The organism is Anaerotignum neopropionicum (genome assembly GCF_001571775.1).
Classification (GTDB): domain Bacteria; phylum Bacillota; class Clostridia; order Lachnospirales; family Anaerotignaceae; genus Chakrabartyella; species Chakrabartyella neopropionicum.
The window spans coordinates 1-17551 of the sequence record NZ_LRVM01000015.1 but is presented as its reverse complement, the minus strand read 5'-3'; the positions used below and the strand labels follow the sequence as shown (position 1 = coordinate 17551).

General features: G+C 38.1%; 19 protein-coding genes. 5 read left to right on the top strand and 14 right to left on the bottom strand.

From position 1 onward, the window contains the following. Positions 1-810: 810 nt before the first annotated feature. Both CLNEO_RS14415 and rd read left to right on the top strand, forming a co-directional pair. Positions 811-2019 carry an FprA family A-type flavoprotein gene (locus tag CLNEO_RS14415; RefSeq protein WP_066090726.1) on the top strand — a complete coding sequence of 403 codons (1209 nt, stop codon included), beginning with the start codon at positions 811-813 and terminating at the stop codon, positions 2017-2019. A 260-nt stretch (positions 2020-2279) separates the two neighbouring features. Then, positions 2280-2441 carry a rubredoxin gene (gene rd / locus CLNEO_RS14410; RefSeq protein WP_066090722.1) on the top strand — a complete coding sequence of 54 codons (162 nt, stop codon included), beginning with the start codon at positions 2280-2282 and terminating at the stop codon, positions 2439-2441. A gap of 906 nt (positions 2442-3347) precedes the next feature. Here rd and CLNEO_RS14400 read toward each other — a convergent pair. Next, positions 3348-3767 carry a universal stress protein gene (locus tag CLNEO_RS14400; protein ID WP_066090717.1) on the bottom strand — a complete coding sequence of 140 codons (420 nt, stop codon included), beginning with the start codon at positions 3765-3767 and terminating at the stop codon, positions 3348-3350. 41 nt (positions 3768-3808) lie between these two features. Then, positions 3809-5272 (bottom strand): SulP family inorganic anion transporter, encoded by a 1464-nt coding sequence (locus CLNEO_RS14395; protein WP_066090798.1) that lies wholly within the window; start codon positions 5270-5272, stop codon positions 3809-3811. Between the two features lie 252 nt (positions 5273-5524). Between CLNEO_RS14395 and CLNEO_RS14390 the strand changes: the two genes are divergently transcribed. Beyond that, the gene (locus CLNEO_RS14390) at positions 5525-6067 is read left to right on the top strand and encodes a recombinase family protein (protein ID WP_066090714.1); all 543 of its coding nucleotides are present in this window, start codon (positions 5525-5527) and stop codon (positions 6065-6067) included. 334 nt (positions 6068-6401) lie between these two features. Further along, complete coding sequence (locus tag CLNEO_RS14385; protein WP_066090711.1) at positions 6402-6686, top strand: hypothetical protein; 285 nt, start codon at positions 6402-6404, stop codon at positions 6684-6686. 398 nt (positions 6687-7084) lie between these two features. Here CLNEO_RS14385 and CLNEO_RS14380 read toward each other — a convergent pair whose 3' ends face one another. The 12 genes from CLNEO_RS14380 to CLNEO_RS16810 all read right to left on the bottom strand — a co-directional run bounded on the left by CLNEO_RS14380 (position 7085) and on the right by CLNEO_RS16810 (position 17124). Continuing rightward, entirely contained in the window at positions 7085-8065 is a 981-nt protein-coding gene (locus CLNEO_RS14380; protein WP_066090708.1) for an ATP-binding cassette domain-containing protein, read from the bottom strand. Between the two features lie 14 nt (positions 8066-8079). Beyond that, on the bottom strand, positions 8080-8766 hold the full coding sequence (locus CLNEO_RS14375; protein ID WP_066090705.1) for a GTP-binding protein: 687 nt from the start codon (positions 8764-8766) through the stop codon (positions 8080-8082). 32 nt (positions 8767-8798) lie between these two features. After that, entirely contained in the window at positions 8799-9818 is a 1020-nt protein-coding gene (locus CLNEO_RS14370; protein ID WP_066090795.1) for a FecCD family ABC transporter permease, read from the bottom strand. Between the two features lie 240 nt (positions 9819-10058). Further along, positions 10059-11075 (bottom strand): ABC transporter substrate-binding protein, encoded by a 1017-nt coding sequence (locus CLNEO_RS14365; protein WP_066090703.1) that lies wholly within the window; start codon positions 11073-11075, stop codon positions 10059-10061. Positions 11076-11109: 34 nt separating this feature from the next. Then, on the bottom strand, positions 11110-12108 hold the full coding sequence (locus CLNEO_RS14360) for an ABC transporter substrate-binding protein (protein ID WP_066090700.1): 999 nt from the start codon (positions 12106-12108) through the stop codon (positions 11110-11112). Positions 12109-12127: 19 nt separating this feature from the next. Beyond that, positions 12128-12727 carry a class I SAM-dependent methyltransferase gene (locus tag CLNEO_RS14355; RefSeq protein ID WP_066090697.1) on the bottom strand — a complete coding sequence of 200 codons (600 nt, stop codon included), beginning with the start codon at positions 12725-12727 and terminating at the stop codon, positions 12128-12130. 16 nt (positions 12728-12743) lie between these two features. Further along, complete coding sequence (locus tag CLNEO_RS14350) at positions 12744-13610, bottom strand: ABC transporter substrate-binding protein (RefSeq protein WP_066090694.1); 867 nt, start codon at positions 13608-13610, stop codon at positions 12744-12746. Positions 13611-13678: 68 nt separating this feature from the next. After that, positions 13679-14485, bottom strand: coding sequence for an ABC transporter ATP-binding protein (locus CLNEO_RS14345; protein WP_066090692.1), 807 nt, complete (start codon positions 14483-14485; stop codon positions 13679-13681). Positions 14486-14774: 289 nt separating this feature from the next. Then, positions 14775-15113: an ArsR/SmtB family transcription factor gene (locus CLNEO_RS14340; protein ID WP_066090684.1), complete on the bottom strand. Its 339-nt coding sequence runs from the start codon at positions 15111-15113 to the stop codon at positions 14775-14777. A 577-nt stretch (positions 15114-15690) separates the two neighbouring features. Further along, complete coding sequence (locus tag CLNEO_RS14335; protein WP_066090682.1) at positions 15691-16023, bottom strand: SEL1-like repeat protein; 333 nt, start codon at positions 16021-16023, stop codon at positions 15691-15693. A 300-nt stretch (positions 16024-16323) separates the two neighbouring features. After that, positions 16324-16803 carry a tetratricopeptide repeat protein gene (locus tag CLNEO_RS14330; protein WP_066090679.1) on the bottom strand — a complete coding sequence of 160 codons (480 nt, stop codon included), beginning with the start codon at positions 16801-16803 and terminating at the stop codon, positions 16324-16326. Between the two features lie 42 nt (positions 16804-16845). Further along, complete coding sequence (locus CLNEO_RS16810) at positions 16846-17124, bottom strand: transposase (RefSeq protein ID WP_408605495.1); 279 nt, start codon at positions 17122-17124, stop codon at positions 16846-16848. 84 nt (positions 17125-17208) lie between these two features. On the opposite strand from CLNEO_RS16810, the gene CLNEO_RS15995 reads away from it, so the two are divergent. Beyond that, entirely contained in the window at positions 17209-17415 is a 207-nt protein-coding gene (locus tag CLNEO_RS15995; protein WP_157723605.1) for a hypothetical protein, read from the top strand. The last annotated feature ends 136 nt before the right edge of the window (positions 17416-17551 follow it).

Sequence of the window (17551 nt, the reverse complement as noted above, 5' to 3'; positions counted from 1 at the left end):
CTGAGTATCTATTATTGATTTTGCCATTGAACCAAACACCAAGAACGTCGGGAACGCTGTTATTAAATTGTTAAATGCCTTTTCTTGCTACATATAGCCCCTAGTAATAAATTTGTTTACATATTCGCCATATAGCTTACTCCAATATTTTAAGAAAACAAGTCTGTCGTCTATGGTTTATATTAACCAAAAAATGTACCGGCTAAGCTGATTTCATTTTAGATTCCGGCTAAATTTCTAATACAATTTTAACATAAATCAGTGAGGATTTCCACAATATTCATTATTCCAACAATTTCTTTTCACCGGTGCGTTCACGCCTAATTAAATTCCACTTCAAATCTATTCTCACAGACAGTAATCTTTCAACCAGTCCACCTACTAGCTACTCATGGAACTTTTCAATTTCAGTTTGTTCGTTTAAGAATTTTGCTATCTCATCGAACGCTGTTTAAATCCACCACGCTTTGCGCTTTCTGACAAGGCATTCCTCCTCAGTTTTCTCAGCCGGTTTTGGTGCCTGGGCAATTGGCTATAAAATGGATATCCTTGGGTATGGGTTTTGAAATGTTAAAAAAGAGAATGATAAAAAAATGGCAGATTATTTTAAATAACACAAAGTTTATTAAAAGGAATGAGAATATAATCACGCAAACAGTTAAGTTTGCTTAAACACAAAAATTATTGGAAAGTATATTAACAAACGTATCATTTTGGTTTATTATATAAACACAAGATTTTTCCTAATGGTAAAAAAAGTTAAGTAGACTAAATTAGATGCTTTCATTAAAATGGAAAGGGGCGGAATATATGTATTGTTTGAGAAAAATAACCGATGATTTGACTTGGGTTGGAGGTAATGACCGCCGTTTGGCGATGTTTGAGGGTGTGTACTCTGTGCCGGACGGAGTTTCTTATAATTCCTATCTGATGATGGATGAAAAAACAGTTCTCTTTGATACAGTAGACAAGGCAATCAGTAAAGTTTTTTTTGAAAACTTAACTGAGATGTTAGGAGAAAGGCCTTTGGATTATCTTGTGGTTCATCATATGGAACCCGACCATTCTTTTACCTTGGAAGAGGTGGTACTGCGTTACCCGAACCTTAAAATTATTTGTAATACTAAGATTGTGACAATGATTAAGCAATTTTTTGACTTTGATATTGATTCTCGTGCCATTATAGTGAAAGAAGGGGATGTATTCTCCACAGGGAAGCATCAACTAAAATTTTATATGGCTCCTATGGTACACTGGCCTGAAGTAATGATGACATATGATACTACCGATGGTATTTTATTCTCCGCAGATGCTTTTGGCTGTTTTGGAGCGCTAAATGGTGCTATTTTTGCAGATGAAGTTGATTTCCAGCAGCACTATATGAAGGAAGCTAGGCGGTATTATGCCAACATCATTGGGAAGTATGGTTCGCAGGTACAAGCAGTTTTAAAAAAAATAGCATCTTTAGACATTCGCTTATTATGCCCATTACATGGATTTGTTTGGAGAAAAGATATTGATCAATACGTGGAAAAGTATGAACGGTGGAGCAGCTATACTCCGGAAGAAGAAGGTGTGGTTATTGCATATGCTTCTATCTATGGGAATACAGAAAATGCAGCGGAAATTCTTGCCGCTCGCTTATGGGATAGAGGAATCAAGGCGGTCATGTTTGATGTATCCGTTACCCCCGCGTCGGACATTATCACATCGGCATTTCAATACAGCCATTTGGTATTTGCCTCGACTACCTATAATAATGGAATTTTTGTTAGCATGGAGGCATTAATATTTGATATTGTTGCGCATAATCTGCAAAATCGTACGGTAGCCGTGATAGAAAATGGCTCATGGGCACCTGTCAGTGGTAAGTTAATTCGGGCTGAGTTGGAAAAATGCAAGAATATGAATATTTTGGAAAATAAGTTAAGTATTAAGTCTTCTTTGAAAAAAAATCAAATGATAGAGATTGATGCAATCGTGGATGCCATAGAAGAAACCATCGTAAAAAATAAATAAAAAATTTTTCATTTGGTGTATTGGTTTCTTATTTATTGCTACCGGATATACCTTTATAAGTTTGAGCTTCTTTCGAAAAATGATTGGAGAGTCTCTTCTGAAAATATAGAGATTTTATAAAGAGGATATATTAATTTATTTGTAAAATATTGTTGTATATGGTATATTAAAAGTATCTCAAGGAAAGTATGGATTTGATAAAAAATCAATACTCTAAGAGGTTTGGCAACGTTAAGTGATTGAGAAGGAGATGATATCATATGAAAAAGTATGAATGTACAGTTTGCGGTTATATCTATGATCCTGCAATTGGAGATCCAGAACACGGCATTGCTCCTGGCACACCCTTTGAAAGCTTGCCTGATAATTGGGAGTGTCCCTTATGTGGCGTTGGGAAAGAAGATTTCCAAGTAAAAGAATAAGTTAATTTACATTATAAAACAGTAATTTATAGCTCAGGGTATGTTTTCAACATGAAAATAGCCTTGGGCTACTTCTGTGTTAGAGAATAAAAATCAGCCACGCATCAGTCCGTTATATATGAGATAAAAAAACACTGAAGATGCAATCGTTGTCTGTGCCTGCATTTGTAAAATATGTGGAGATGTAAAATATTTACTTATTCCATTATGAGGAAAGAAATTTGAAAACATTTATAGAAATCACCAAATATATTTCAGCGTATAAGTCTGTTAATATATCCTTAAATAAAGTGTTTTACCAAATTAAATGTATAACTAGACAAAACTGGTTTCAGTGGATAGCAGAGGATTATAATGTAAACATAAGGTTTTACACAAAATCCCAGAAAAAAGTTATAATAAAATTATGAGCAGAGATAAATCTGCTCCCCAGGAAAAAGCAAATACTTCATTGGAAATCTTGCGTGAAATGTCTACGCTGACTGTGATTTCAAAAACAATGAAATTGCCCAGCCGGTACTGAGTTGTTTGAAAGCTGACTTTAACGCCAACATAGAGGATAAGATATACATTATTACAGATGAGTATGAGAATTTCTTAGTCGAAACAAAGCTATTCCCAGAGAGATAGACATGATTTTTTTTACTTGGCGTCTGTCCACGAAAAAAAACGTCCCGGCATTGGCAATCAAGATGTAACAAGGCAAAGTTTGGCATCAAACAAAAACAGTCTCTTATCAAACTGGGTAATCCTTGAACCAACCTCGACAAAAGACAAGAGAAATCAATACAAAAAAATCATTTTTAGCAAAAGAATCCACGAAAACACCCGAAAAAGGTTGTTTCGTGAATTCTTTGATAGAGATGAAGTACCTGTTAAGGTATTCGCTAAATATATCATCCTAAATTATTTTACAATCAAAACAGGGCATTTTACTCTTTTTGCAATTTTATGACTTACGCTGCCCAAAACCATTTCCTGTAATGCGTTTAATCCACGACTTCCGATCACTACCAAGTCAAAGTTATTTTGATTCACATATTCAACAATAGCAGGACCTGGTTCTCCATGCAGTTCTTGAATTGTATAGGATAAATTTTTTTCTTGTAACATCTTTTCTGCAGGGAGCAATTTTTGTTTTCTCAAAAATTTTAATTCTTCTTTTCCGTGTGAGTGCAAAATTTCATCCTTAGATTTTGAAAAATCAACTACTGTTACCAGTTCAATGGAACAAATTTGGCTACAGGAAGCAATTTTAATTGCTTCGACTAAAGCTCGTATGGAATTTTCAGAACCATCTATACCTACTAAAATATTTTGATACATTTTTTCACCCCTAATCTTTTATCTATAAGTTTTTCTTAGTTTTAGTGAGCAGATACTTTTGCATTTGGGTTATTATAAACACCTAAACGGTCTACCAGTTTTTGACTAGGATGATTGAGTCCGTTTACAGAAACGTGATTATTGTTGTCCATAAACTTAATTACTGTTTTATCAATAGCTCCAACACCCGAACCATCCCAAACATTTGCATTCTCAAAGTTAAGAATCACATTGCTGTCTTTGAGGGAAAAGTCAAAGGACTCTAAAAATCCTTCAACAGAAGCAAAAAACAATTGTCCCTCTATTTCATATAGCGTACGATCAGACTGTTCTGTTTTTTTAACCTTAATTGTCGAAATTTTTGATACAAAGAAAAGCGCACTGAGTATTACACCAGCAATGACGCCTTTTGAAAGGTCATGGGTAGCTACAACGATAACAACTGTAGACAACATAACAAAAACATCCGTTCTTGGTGCTTTTTTCATATAAGAAAAAGAGGACCAGTCAAAAGTACCAATGGATACCATAATCATAATGCCAACGAGTACCGACATTGGAATTTGCACCACCAAATCGCCTAGCGCTATGATTAAAAAAATCAGAAATACGCCTGCAACAAAAGTTGATAGTCTGCCACGGCCGCCTGATTTTACATTAATTACAGACTGTCCTATCATAGCACACCCTGCCATACCGCCAAAGAAAGCACTAATGACATTTGCAATTCCCTGCCCTCTAGCTTCTTGATTTTTATTGCTATCGGTGTCTGTCATATCATCTACAATAGATGCAGTCAATAAGGTTTCTAATAAACCTACGATGGATAACGCAATAGAATAAGGAAGAATGATACGCAAGGTATCCATTGTAAAAGGAACTTGCGGTAAATGGAATACAGGTAAAGATTTTGTAATGGTACCTAAATCACCAACAGTCCTTAATTCCACTTTAGCAAAAATAGAAATTGCAGTTAACAAAATAATGGCAATCAATGGTGCTGGCACTGCTTTCGTAAAACGAGGTAAGACGTAAACAATGACTAATGTGATTGCAACAAAAACATAGGTCATGTTGGAAATGCCCACAAAGTGTGGTACTTGTGCTTTAAAGATTAAAATTGCCAAGGCATTTACAAAGCCTATCATTACTGCGCGAGGGATAAATTTCATTAGCCTTGCAATTTTACAAACACCAAAAATTATTTGAAAAACACCTGTTAATATTGTGGCTGCTAATAAATATTCTACTCCGTGGTCTTTTACTAACGATACAACTACTAATGCCATGGCACCTGTTGCAGCTGAAATCATAGCAGGGCGACCGCCTAAAAAGGAAATAACAACTGCCATACAGAAAGATGCGTATAATCCAGTCATAGGGTCTACCCCTGCAATGATGGAAAACGCAATTGCTTCGGGAATCAAAGCCAATGCAACAACAATCCCAGCAAGGATGTCACCTTTGATATTGGAGAACCACTCTTTTTTTACTTGTTCAATCATTTTTTCATACACCTCATATTTTTTATTAAGCAAGGAATCAACGGATTCCATTAAAGTATTGCATTTATAGATTTTTTTAGTTATTTTCTAACTTTCCGAAAGGAACTACTCTAAATAATGCTTGTCTAGTATATCATACCACTTCCCAAAATGGAACCTTTTTTATACTTAAATTTTTAGAGAATATATGATATAATAAAAGCAGTTTTTACAAGTGAAGCTAATGAACTTTTCTCATAGGAGGATATAATAATGGTAATCGGTTATATAAGACCCTGCTACGATGATTTACACTGTGAGGTGCAGGAAAAATTACTTAGTGATTTGCAGTGTGATCGGATTATAAAAGAAGAACATTCTTCATCGAAAAGAAGAATTCAGTTAAAACAATTGCTTGAACTAATAGAAAATGATGATGTTATCGTCGTTGCAAGATTGTTTGCTTTGGCTGATTCTACGAGACATTTGCAGGAGCTCTTAGAAGTGATTGAAGAAAAAGGAGCCATATTGAAATCGTTGGACGAAGATATTGATACATGCTCTAGTGTTTGCTATTCTTTTGTGGATATTTTAAAACATCTTGTGAAGTTTCAAAGCGATGTTGTAAGTGAAAAAACGAAAAATGGAATGTATGAAGCAAAACAAAAGGGCATTCATTCAGGACGCCCAAAAAAATCGGATGAAAATGTAACACGTGCAATAGCAATGTACCAAAGTAAAAAATTTAGTTTAAATGAAATTACAGAGGAAACGGGAATTAGTAAATCAACGCTATATCGATACTTAGAGCACTAAACAGTAAATTTTGATAGTAACATTGGAATACTAATTTCAATTTAATACAACTAAGAATGCAAGCCCATATTATTATAATGAATGAAATAAGTGATTGTATAATTAAGGGGATTACCATGCAATCACAAGTGGGGCGGACATACAGTTGGACACTGCTATTCCATAAAAGATATAAGGGCATATCAATGGGAGATCTGTTTTGGAACCGTTGTTATTATAATAGTGAATCTCAAAACAAAATCTCATACAATTTTCAAGAAAATTTTCTATTATTAATCATTTAGAATGCACTTCACTAGAGGTGCTTTTTTGCTGCCCGAAAGAAGGCGGCCCAATGGCAAACGACATCAAATGCATTACCATGTCAATCAGTACTGACACCACCGACCTTGGCAAAGCAATGAGCAGTATCAATAAGGAAATCAGTGCAACCCAGGAACAGCTGAATGTGGTGGTGAAAGCCTTAAAGCTTGCCCTCTCCAATAAGAATCTTTTGACGCAGAATTACAGACTTTTAAAAAAAATGGGGGAAACAAAAAATAAATTACAGACATTGAAAGACGAGCAGGCTGAGGTAGAACAGCAGTATCAAAACGATAAAATGGACCAGGGCAAGTAGCGAAACACTTTTTTAGTTCCATAGAAATATCAAATATTTTACGATAAACCATTGATATTTCTTAACTGGACTTCTAAAACAAAGCAATTATCCTCACCTAGAAAGATAATTGCCTTGTTTACAGCCGTATTATTTTTTTCCCGATTTACAGTTGCAAGGATGATCTTTCGTGCTGCCATGACATTTTTGTATTAATTCTTCACTGCATTTACTATCAGCAGGTCGCCTTTCAGGATGTTCGCATTCAATTTTTTTGTTACTGTTACACATAAACTACACCTCCATTCAAAATTTTGTTTTTACATTATAAACTTGGATTTAAGTTAGTATTAACTTAATTAAATTATAATTCACTTATATGGTTGTGTCAATATATGTTTCTAAAATAAATAACTGAATTAATCTAGCAACTCGCCTTTACGAAGTCGTTCTCTATATTGCATCATTACATTGTCTATTTCTGTTAATTGTTCCAAACGCTGTTTCTCACTTTCCGTGGTTTCTAAGACTTTGTAAATGCCACCATTTTTGATAACAATGCGCTTATCTCCAGTAAGAGCCAGTAGAGGATCATGGGTCGCAATCAGTACGATTTTATTTTGGTCTACTAAAAGCTCTAAAGCCTTTTTACGATTAATTCCGGCATTCTCAATTTCATCAATCAAAACAATGGGGGATGTGCTTAAAAAAGCAGTATCAGCCACCATCAAGGCTCTGGATTGTCCTCCGCTCAGTGAAGTGAGGGGAGTATTCAAATCAAATGCCTCTCCTGATAATTCATTGGCATGGTGGATGATTTTTAAAGTCTTATCGTCAACATCATCAATCATTCGACTCTGTGCATGCAGTTTTATAAAATCCCCCACGCAAATATCCATAACGAAATTCATATTCTGTGATAATTGCGCCACCAGCTTATGCTCAATGGAAAAGCGCCAGCTTTCCGGCGGGATACAATCGTCAATCAATATTCGCCTGCCGGTAGGTGTATCCTTTTGTGCCATCCATTCAATATCTGCAAGTAGCCTGCTTTTGCCCGAACCGGTGGGTCCAACAATACAAATGATTTCGCCCATTGAAATCTTTAACTTATCCTGCTCTTTCTTTCCGTTTTTATCTGTTCCACCCAAAACAGTAAGAGAGTGAATGCTAAAATTACGTTCTTTTCTAATATCCTCCATACGCTGCATAAAGACAAGGAATCGTTTAAAAAGCCCCTGGTGGTTAATGCCCATATCTTCTAAAAACACATAAGGAAGCGTATTTATGTACTCTTGTATTGTTTTCTGCTTATCCTCAATTGGCAATCCGTTTACATCAAAAAATTCAATGGCATAAGGATACCGAGAAAGAAGCTCTTCTATTGTTAAATTCTCCATATAATTCCCTCCGCCTAATCTAATTTCATTTTTCTTACATTGCCCTTTTGTTTCTCTTTTCCAATTTGCGTTTCGCCAAGACAGTAGGAACACAATGCAGAGGGCATGCTGATTCGGAGTTCTTCCCCGCGCAGCGTTTCTACCTGTGTCCCATTCTCTATCAGTGCAGCTAATTGGCTTGCACCTTGCCCGGTGATGCCATTGACGTGCAGAATGATACCCTCCGGATTCGCCTGCCTAATCTTTAATGCAAATATCTCTCTTTCTGCCTGAGAAACAATATCTCCCTTTGTTATGACTACAATGTCCGCCATTTTTAGCATAGGCCCAATCTTTTTTGGGGTGTTGATCCCCATAAGGTTATCAATAACGCACACTGCTGTGCAATTTTTGATATGGGGAGAACACCGATTGCACAAACCCGCACTTTCACTGATAAGTACATCGTAAGCATGCCTGCTTCCCCAATCAATGCAGTCATCTATATTGCTAACAAAGAAATGATCCGGACACAAACTCCCTGATAGCCCTACTCTGCTGTCAATATTTTGTGCCGCATATAGCTTGTCGTCATCCGTTGTCAAGCAATCAAATTTCAACACACCTACTTTCAAGTTTTTCGGTTTTAGTTCCTCCATTGCTTTCAGTATAACCGAAGTTTTTCCCGAAGAAGGAGGACCCGATACAGTAATGAATTTCATAATTGTTTTATCCTTTCTTGATGCTTGCTTTGCTATATTTGTCTTTCCTTCCCTTTTTTGTACAGCAAAAGAAGGAAGAATGGTGCGCCTAATATAGACGTGATGATACCAACCGATAGTTCGACAGGTTGAAAAACGGTTCGTGCCACAGTATCTGAAGCGATCAGTAGAATTGCCCCAAATATGGCGGACAACGGCACCAAATATCGATGATCGTTGCCAATCAGAAGTCTTGCCGAATGGGGCGCAATCAGACCAACGAAACCAATTGTTCCTGCAACGCTGACCGCACTGCCCGCCAAAACAGCAGCTACAAGCATTATAAGAATCCGATAAAAGCGAACAGGCAGGCCGATACTGCTTGCCATTTCATCTCCCAATCCAAAAAGATTTACCTTTGGGCTAATAAAAAGAGCAGCCATAAGAGCGATTACACTATATGGCCATATGGTATTAACTGCCGTCCAGCTTCTGCCAGAGAGACTGCCCAAAAGCCACGAATATGTAATCTCCAGTAAATCACTGTTGATCATCATGAGCCCAGACGTTACTGCATTCATAAGATTTGAAACCGCAATTCCAGCTAAAACAATGTGAACAGTGCTGCTCTTTCCGGAAGTATTGGAAAGTAAATAAATTAAGAACGCAGCTGCTAAAGCACCTGTAAAGGAGGCGATGGGGATTGCTCCTATTTTACCAGGTACAACAGTCATAATGATTACGGCAGCTAACCCCGCCCCTGCATTTACGCCAATAATGTTAGGGGAAGCCATAGGATTTCGCAAGATTCCTTGCAACAGAACTCCGGCCACCGCAAGATTCATTCCCACAAATACACCTGTAAAAACTCTTGGCATCCTTACATTAACAATGATTTGATTCACTAATTCCCCCCGCAATTCACCTTTAAGCAATCCAAATATTTCATGTACAGTAAATTGTACAGTTCCGACCATTATGCTAAGTAGAATAACAAATACCAAAATGATTGCTGCTATCAAGATTACAGTCAATCGATATGACCTTAGATGCGTTGGAGATTTTTCAAGCATATTCAAAAACAATGCCTCCTCTCTTTTATTTCGCTATTCAAAGAATATGGAACGAGAGGCAGATAGCCCTTTCGTTCCATACTTTTAGGGAAATACCCCATAATTCTGTTTGTCCAACTGTATAGACTGACGGAAAAGATGCAAGCAGATTGGCGTACAGGGCGCCAGATGCAAATTGTGCGGTGTTGCCTTACCAGTATTTATTTACCGCTTCTCCTTAAGTCTTCATTTGTATAAGAATTATTGCACGGTGGATAGAATTTTTTCCGCAGTCAGCTGTATCATTTGTTCCCGCGTTGATCGGTTTGGATTAACCTTAAACGGTAATATCATTAACCGATTTTCTTTGACAGCATCAAGACTGGCCCACTTCGAATCACCCATGTATTTTTTCAAAAGAGCCTGATTTTGCTCTTTATCATTACTTGTGGCCATAACCAGTACAATATCTGGATTCTTATCCAAAATAGTTTCTATGTCAAATGCTACAAATGTGGATGTACTGGAACCCGGAAGTCCTTCCGGAACAACATTTTCAAGACCTAACGCAGTAAGTACCGATCCAAAGCCGGAGGCTGTCTGTGCAGCAGTAATGGTATCTCCATCTCTTATGATGACAGCAGTTTTAATGTCTGTTTGAGCGGCTATTTGTTCCTTATAGTCCTCTGCAAAGGCATTGATGTGACTGACATAAGCGTCCGCTTCTTCTTTTTTTCCAAGAAGATCAGCTAAAAACATCAGTACGTCATCCTCGGAAGTTTCTGTATCCACGACTGGATCGAAATAATACACCGGGAACCCGGTTTCCTCCAACGCTTCAGCAATGCTGCCCTGATTTCTGCTGTGAGCAATGATTAAATCAGGCTTCAACTGATAAATAGCCTCAATATTAATATTTGTAGCCGAACCCACACTGGGTAAATCGATACCTTCTTGCCTAATTTTATACTCGTCTACCTTTCCCACCGGCGTAATGCCCAGATTGAAAAGGTCTTCCATACGGGCAGAGACCAAAGCCAAAATTCTTTGGGGCTTCGCAGGAATTGTTACCTCCCGTCCTAAATCATCCACAACCGTTTTACTTTCGGATTCTGTTGCTACTGAGCTTTCCTCAATTCCCGAGCTAGGCTGATTTGCGGAAACATCAACTGGAATTGATGAGGGCGTAGCCTGCTGATTACCGCAGCCGCTGCAAATGACAAGTAACATCATCACAGACAGGACAAGGGCAGCTAATTTTTTGTTTTTTCTGTTCATATAGCAATGTCCTCTCTAAAAAATCTAAATGAATTTACTTGTTACTTTTCAATATAGCCTCTGCCGTTGCCTTTACCATATCTTCCGGGGTAGACCTGTTGGGGTTTACCGAAAATGGCAATATCAATAGTCTATTATTCTTAACGGCATCCAAGCTTGACCATTGTGGATCATTTTTATACTTTTTCAAGATTGCTTTATTGTTTTCCGCATCCTTACTTGCTGTCATAATATAAATGACATCCGGATTACTTGCTATAATTGTTTCTACATCAAAAGAAACAAAAGAAGCTTTTTTTGCGTTAGGTAAATCATCGGGAACAATATTTTCAATTCCCAAGAGTGAAAGCATAGAGCCATATGACGACGCGCTTTGTGCCGCCGTAACAGTGTCTCCATCCTGAATAACAATACCAGTTTTAATTCCTGTTTCAGTTGAAATCCTCTCTTTTAATTCATCTGCCATAGCATGGACAGATTGTACATATTCATCAGCCACATCTTCTTTACCAAGAAGCTTCCCGATATATGGAGTCAATTCTACCAACGGAATTTCTCCAACTTTGTCCGGGTCAAAATAATAAACCACCGCTCCCGATTGTTCAAGCTCCTCTTTAAGTGCAGCATGGAATCTGCTGCTGGCAATAATGAGGTCGGGATTAAGGGCATAAACAGCTTCTATATTGATCTCCTGCGTCTTCCCAACAGAAGGAAGCGCCGAACCCTCTTCGGTAACTTTATATTCTTCAACCTTACCAACAGGCTCAACTCCAATATTATAAAGCGCCTGCATCACTGCGGAAGTAAGCGCCAAAACCTTCTGAGGATCTTCAGGAATGGTAACTTCTCTGCCAAGCTCATCTGTAACCGTATTTGTTGTACCTGCAGACTCTTCCGATGAAGGTGTAGCAGATGCTGGAGTAGCTTCACCAGAATTAGACGACTGTCCGGAATTGCTTCCGCCGCAAGCAGTTAATCCTAAAGCTAGCAGCATAACCAATAACAAAGATAATACTTTTTTAGAAATTTTCATAATCTTCTCTCCCCTTTTATTATTTCCTAATTTCCACCCATCGACCGCCGCCACCTTCACCATCGGTTAAAATCTGATAGTTAGGCAGCGCCGCTTTTTCAACAATCCCTTTAAACGCTTCGAGATCAGGCCTTTTTTCATTCCGTTGAATAAGTCCCTGTTTCAGAGCTTCCTGCAATCTTGCTCTCATGCTTGCTGGAAGATATCTTCCCAAGCCGCCACCGACAATTGCAACGCCGCCTGGCTTTAAAATGCGATATATTTCTTGCAAGCCCTTTTCCGGCTCCTTCCAAAACCAGATCGATCCCCTGCTCATAATAAAATCAGCAAAATTGTCTTCCATGGGAATCGCCTGAACATCTGCCTGAACGAAATCCACCTCGTTGTCAACATCCAAGGCTTCAACGTTCTTTTTTGCCATGTCCAAGGATTCCTGACTGATGTCTAAGAAAATAATTTTCATGTCGGTAATCTTGGCCATCTCCATTCCAAGCCAGCCCGGACCAACGCCAATATCTACGGCAATTCCTTTGCTAAGATTATAATCATCCACAAATTGTTGAATTAGAAGTGGATACATGGGTTGTAGCTTTGAATAATTGCTATTTGACTTCAGCATTTTGTTTCCCCTTTCTTTACACAGTAAATTTATCAAACTCTGAAACTGCTTTTACATAGGAATCCCAACCTTGCCAGTCGGTCAGTTGCTGGTTATATGCAATTGTATCGCTTATCGGAATGTCCCTACGAGCGGGCCAAGCCCCTTGTTCGGCCAGATAAAGCTGCATTTCTTCACTCGTCATCAAATCCGCAAGGGCGGTTAACTTTTCATCTGCGTCTTTTTTCCATACAAATACTTGGGGAAGAAGTATGTATCCCTCTTTGGGAGAATTAATCTCAATCCGCTTCCCTTGTGCCATCTCAGCAAAGGAAACATTTGTTATAGCCATATCGTATTCTCCGGAAGCTACCGCTTTCACTACACTATTGGGAGAACCGTCGTATAGAACCCTCTTCTCAAATGCTGGAAACTGCTCAGGAAATTGTGTCTTTAAGAAAGCTCCCACAGCTCTGCATAATGGCTTATCACGGTCAGGAAAAATCACTTTGAACTTATCATTGAACAAATCCGTCCAAGAGTGCTCCAGTTCCTCTTCCTTTATTTTCTCAGTGTTATAGATCATGACCAAGGGTGTTACAGATATGGGATAGAAGATTTCCTGTGGGTCTTTCAGCATGCCCAATTCATCTCGTACAGGGTTATCTTTTAAATACCTGCCTGCCAAATTAGAAAACAAACCACTATTCGCCCTATGTTCCAATGCGGCAAATTCAGTTGCATGCGTAAGTATTACATCCGGAGCAATTCCCTTTTCAATCGCCGGAGCCAGCCATTCTTCGCTGCAATCCTTTGTATATTCCGGGCTGTGGGGCGTATAGAGGGAGATTTTGTCACCGATTTTTTCTTCCAAACGCGGAAGGTTATCTTTAACATAATCCATCATTCGTCCTCGCATGTTAACCGGAGTGTGAATCATAAAACGTATCAATTATATCAACCTCTTTTCTTTTATATTTCAAGCGGGGTAATTGAAAAATCATTATGTACCCCCGCTGGAACAACAACATTGCGGCAGCATCTTTTAAACTTGCAAACATGGGCGGATACGCCGTATACATCCTTGATAGACTGTTCAGTGATTACCTGCGAGCTGGTTCCTGACTGGTACACACGTCCATCTTTTAGCAGATAGACATAGTCAGATATTTCAATCGCATGATTAATGTCATGGAATACACCAATAATAGTTTTATGAAAAGACTCTTTTAAATCTTTTATTGTTCTCAGTAGTTCACATTGATATTTCAAATCCATATATGTAACAGGTTCATCCAGTAAAATGATAGGCGTATCTTGGGCAAGAATCATGGCAATCCATGCCCGCTGTCTTTCCCCCCCCGAAAGCTTCTCTACTGAGCGATGCTTTAGTGTTCCCAGTTGCATATAATCAATTGCCCATTCTATTTTTTTACGATCTTCCTGTGTATTTATCCATCCAGAACTATGGTAGGGCGCCCGTCCCATACAGATAAGTTCATATACAGTTACTCCCTGTAATTTTTCATGAGATTGAGGAAGGAAGGCTATGTGCCTTGATATTTCTTTTGAACCCATGCTTTCTATTGGTTTGTCAAATAAATATACAGTATCCCTTCCCGTAGGAATTAATCCGCATAAGCAACGAAGTAATGTTGACTTTCCCGAACCATTTGGCCCAATTAAAGAAATAATTTGGGATTGTTCGGCCGAGAAATCCACACCATTTAAAACATTTTGTTTCCCATATCCAAAGTTAATTTTTTTAGCCGTCAGCAAATCATTCACCACCTTAATTATATTCGTTAGTTAGCTGTATTTAACTATTAATCAAAATTTATCCCTTCTTTAATTAAGAAAGGCAATAAACAAATAAAAACACCATTTTGTTAGCAACAGCTAACCACACATCAAACCATTCATCATCTTTTACAGCTATCTCCATTTAACATTAAAACGCAACAGTATCGCCACTTAATTTTGTTAGGCATAACTAACCTTTGCCCTTTATTTAAACCTTCCTAAGATTAAAAAGGTTTATAATATAAAAAATAAAAATTATTAAACATCATTTATTACTTGTGCACTGACACTGACAGCTGCATTCACCGGTTTTTTCTCTCAAACATCCTTGATCAGGCTGTTTTGAAGCTATTTCAATCAGTTTCTCCCCTACTTGTGTTAAGAGAGCCCTGTTAACAATATAGTGTGTAAAATAGCCTCTTTTTTCACCAGTAACCAATCCCATTTTTCTAAGCGTTTGGAGATGCTGCGACACCGCTGGCTTAGAAATATCAAGTTGCTTAGCCAATCCACCAACACATAAATCTTGCTTAAGTAATATTGTTATTATCTTAAATCTGGATTCATCTGATAATGTTTTTAAGACCTCATAATATTGCTCCATAGAATTCTTGCCCCTCTCCAGATAAGCAGCAACTAATCTAAATATAATATACTTAATTTAGTTTGTCAATAACTTATCTAAGTAATTTATAATTACAAATTACTATACAATTCAATTGTGTTGTAAATATCTCCCATTGTACCGACTTTATTGCTTCTAATTGTTTGATCATTGGCTCTAGCATTGTCTCCCGTGGTGGAGAGCATTAGGCAAATGCCCAGCAACAATACCGCTACGCACAAAAACGCACCAAAGACTGCGATTCCCTTCCTCCTGATGAAAAAAACGGATGGATTGCTGTTTCAGTTTTGCTTACCTTTCACATAAATTACTTTTCTCTATTATATTTCTTAAACCAAAAATAAGCAAGCAGCAGAAAAATAGATTAGGATTGAAAAGGCTGACTACAAAGTATTTCATTTGTAGTCGAAATATTTAGGAATAAAACTTATTTTCCGCTATTTATACTGGATCACATAAACAGTTCAAGAGGGGCTGCAAAACGGACTCGCCCCCGCCCACTAGAAAACCGCCTATTTTTTTGTCAATTACTAAGTGCTGTTTGTTTTTCTGTAATTTAGAAAAAAGCGTGAACGGTGATACATAGCGTAGACCGCATTGCCCTATTATAAGAACCAGAACCATCCAAGCTATTTTTATTTTCCTGTATCATTTCCGTAGCATACTGGGCAAACTGATTTCCCCTAACCGATGGGGTATTCAAATACTCACTGGCAGTTTTTAAATCTTTTGCAGCTGTATTTTCTTCAACAAGAATAATTTTAGGCGGTAAATAGTAGATAAAAGCATCTCCTAGCTTTGCGGCTTTTTGAAAGTATTCTTTTGCCTTTGGCAAATTTTTCTCTGTTTGGATGTCGTTTTGCAGCATCCATCCAAGGCGATAACCCAAGTATTTTTCTTCTTCTTCAATCGGTGCTTTGTACCCCCCATCACCAATGAGTTCACTAGGGTATTAACCCCCCTTTTGTCTTGCCCATATCTTGGGTTCCACCAATACCTCCGGCTGTACGAGGGTTAGCTTTAATATAACCATCATCTTTCATGAAGCATTCAAAATCCGTTTCATCAATTAAACTTCAAGTATCTTTTCCCAAATACACTTATCCCCCAACGGCGAACCCTGCGCAAAAAAGCCATCAAATTTAATATTTGATGGCTTTTTCAATATAAATCCTTGTTGAAATGTACGCTAATCATCTAAATCCCTATCACTTTGCCCTAATCGTTCAAGACCACCGTTTCCAAAAATTTCTGCTAACTTCATATAGGTGGCTGCTGCTTCCCACTGACCAATTTCGCCATAACTGGTTCCTAGGCGCAAACATACAAAGCTGCTTTCGCCACCGTCTATCCGCAGTGCATTTTCAAACCAGAAGATAGTTTGCTTCCATGCGTGTCTTTTATAGAAATATTCCCCCAGCCTCATGCAAACCTCAAGTGAAGGTGTTTCTTCCTCAACGCAGGTGAATAACAATTGAAACCCTTCATCATCAATCTCTTTTCCTACCAATCGACCCAAAAGCTGTCTAGTACGCAATGCCCGCAGCTCCGTCTCCCCTTCCCTTTGGTCAAAAAGTATAATTGCATCGGCCAAGGGCCTAATGCATGCTAAGCACCGGGAAAGTGCTTCGTCATTTTCAAACGTTAAATATACACCGATGGAACTCAACCCCATCACCCCCTGCATTTAAAGTATATGCAGGGACAAAATTCATCGTTCTAAAAACATAAAAAAATACCACATAAAGGGGTGTCTAGCCCGTGGAGTAACACCATTTTCAAACCGAAATATGGGGGTATTTTGAATTTCAAACTTATTTGATGTGTTTTTTATAAATACGCAAGCAGATTTGAATCTCCATGTTACCATCTTTTTTAAATTCATTGCCGCAAATTCAAGCCTTATCCAGTTGGTAACTTTTGCAAGACTTTTATGGTATTTGTATCTCATGGAGTGTTTCTGTTTTGCATTAGCAAATACTTGCTCTATCGTTCCACTTCATAAAGCATAGCTTTCTTTTCCCTCTGAACAATTCCGTATATCTTTGGCGATTTCAATAGAGGCTTTCCATATGTGCTTCAGAATGATTTTTTCACTGCTTTTGCTTTCGGTGCGATTATATTTATACGGGCATTGCTTACAATCATGTGGATTGCTTTTGAATTTACAATAGCCCTCTCAAAAACCATTTCTCCCCCCTGCATAGCAGGTGGTTTTCTCAAGCTAAAGCGAACAACAATCATCACCACCAGCTCAGCTGGTGGTTTGCTCTGCCCCTAGAAGGGGCTTTTACCAACTTGCATCTAAAGATGCATTGAACGGTTTGCCAACCGTTTCTTATTCTCTGGCTACTGCTAAAGCAGTTTACTTCTTGCCTGTGCTCACTTGCTCACCCGTAAACGGGTCAATGTATTCT

What these genes read in the sequence shown, in the direction of transcription:
- CLNEO_RS14415 (WP_066090726.1), top strand. Translation starts at nt 811, where the DNA reads ATGTATTGTTTGAGAAAAATAACCGATGATTTGACTTGGGTTGGAGGT.
- rd (WP_066090722.1), top strand. Translation starts at nt 2,280, where the DNA reads ATGAAAAAGTATGAATGTACAGTTTGCGGTTATATCTATGATCCTGCA.
- CLNEO_RS14400 (WP_066090717.1), bottom strand. Translation starts at nt 3,767, where the DNA reads ATGTATCAAAATATTTTAGTAGGTATAGATGGTTCTGAAAATTCCATA.
- CLNEO_RS14395 (WP_066090798.1), bottom strand. Translation starts at nt 5,272, where the DNA reads ATGATTGAACAAGTAAAAAAAGAGTGGTTCTCCAATATCAAAGGTGAC.
- CLNEO_RS14390 (WP_066090714.1), top strand. Translation starts at nt 5,525, where the DNA reads ATGGTAATCGGTTATATAAGACCCTGCTACGATGATTTACACTGTGAG.
- CLNEO_RS14385 (WP_066090711.1), top strand. Translation starts at nt 6,402, where the DNA reads ATGGCAAACGACATCAAATGCATTACCATGTCAATCAGTACTGACACC.
- CLNEO_RS14380 (WP_066090708.1), bottom strand. Translation starts at nt 8,065, where the DNA reads ATGGAGAATTTAACAATAGAAGAGCTTCTTTCTCGGTATCCTTATGCC.
- CLNEO_RS14375 (WP_066090705.1), bottom strand. Translation starts at nt 8,766, where the DNA reads ATGAAATTCATTACTGTATCGGGTCCTCCTTCTTCGGGAAAAACTTCG.
- CLNEO_RS14370 (WP_066090795.1), bottom strand. Translation starts at nt 9,818, where the DNA reads ATGCTTGAAAAATCTCCAACGCATCTAAGGTCATATCGATTGACTGTA.
- CLNEO_RS14365 (WP_066090703.1), bottom strand. Translation starts at nt 11,075, where the DNA reads ATGAACAGAAAAAACAAAAAATTAGCTGCCCTTGTCCTGTCTGTGATG.
- CLNEO_RS14360 (WP_066090700.1), bottom strand. Translation starts at nt 12,108, where the DNA reads ATGAAAATTTCTAAAAAAGTATTATCTTTGTTATTGGTTATGCTGCTA.
- CLNEO_RS14355 (WP_066090697.1), bottom strand. Translation starts at nt 12,727, where the DNA reads ATGCTGAAGTCAAATAGCAATTATTCAAAGCTACAACCCATGTATCCA.
- CLNEO_RS14350 (WP_066090694.1), bottom strand. Translation starts at nt 13,610, where the DNA reads ATGGATTATGTTAAAGATAACCTTCCGCGTTTGGAAGAAAAAATCGGT.
- CLNEO_RS14340 (WP_066090684.1), bottom strand. Translation starts at nt 15,113, where the DNA reads ATGGAGCAATATTATGAGGTCTTAAAAACATTATCAGATGAATCCAGA.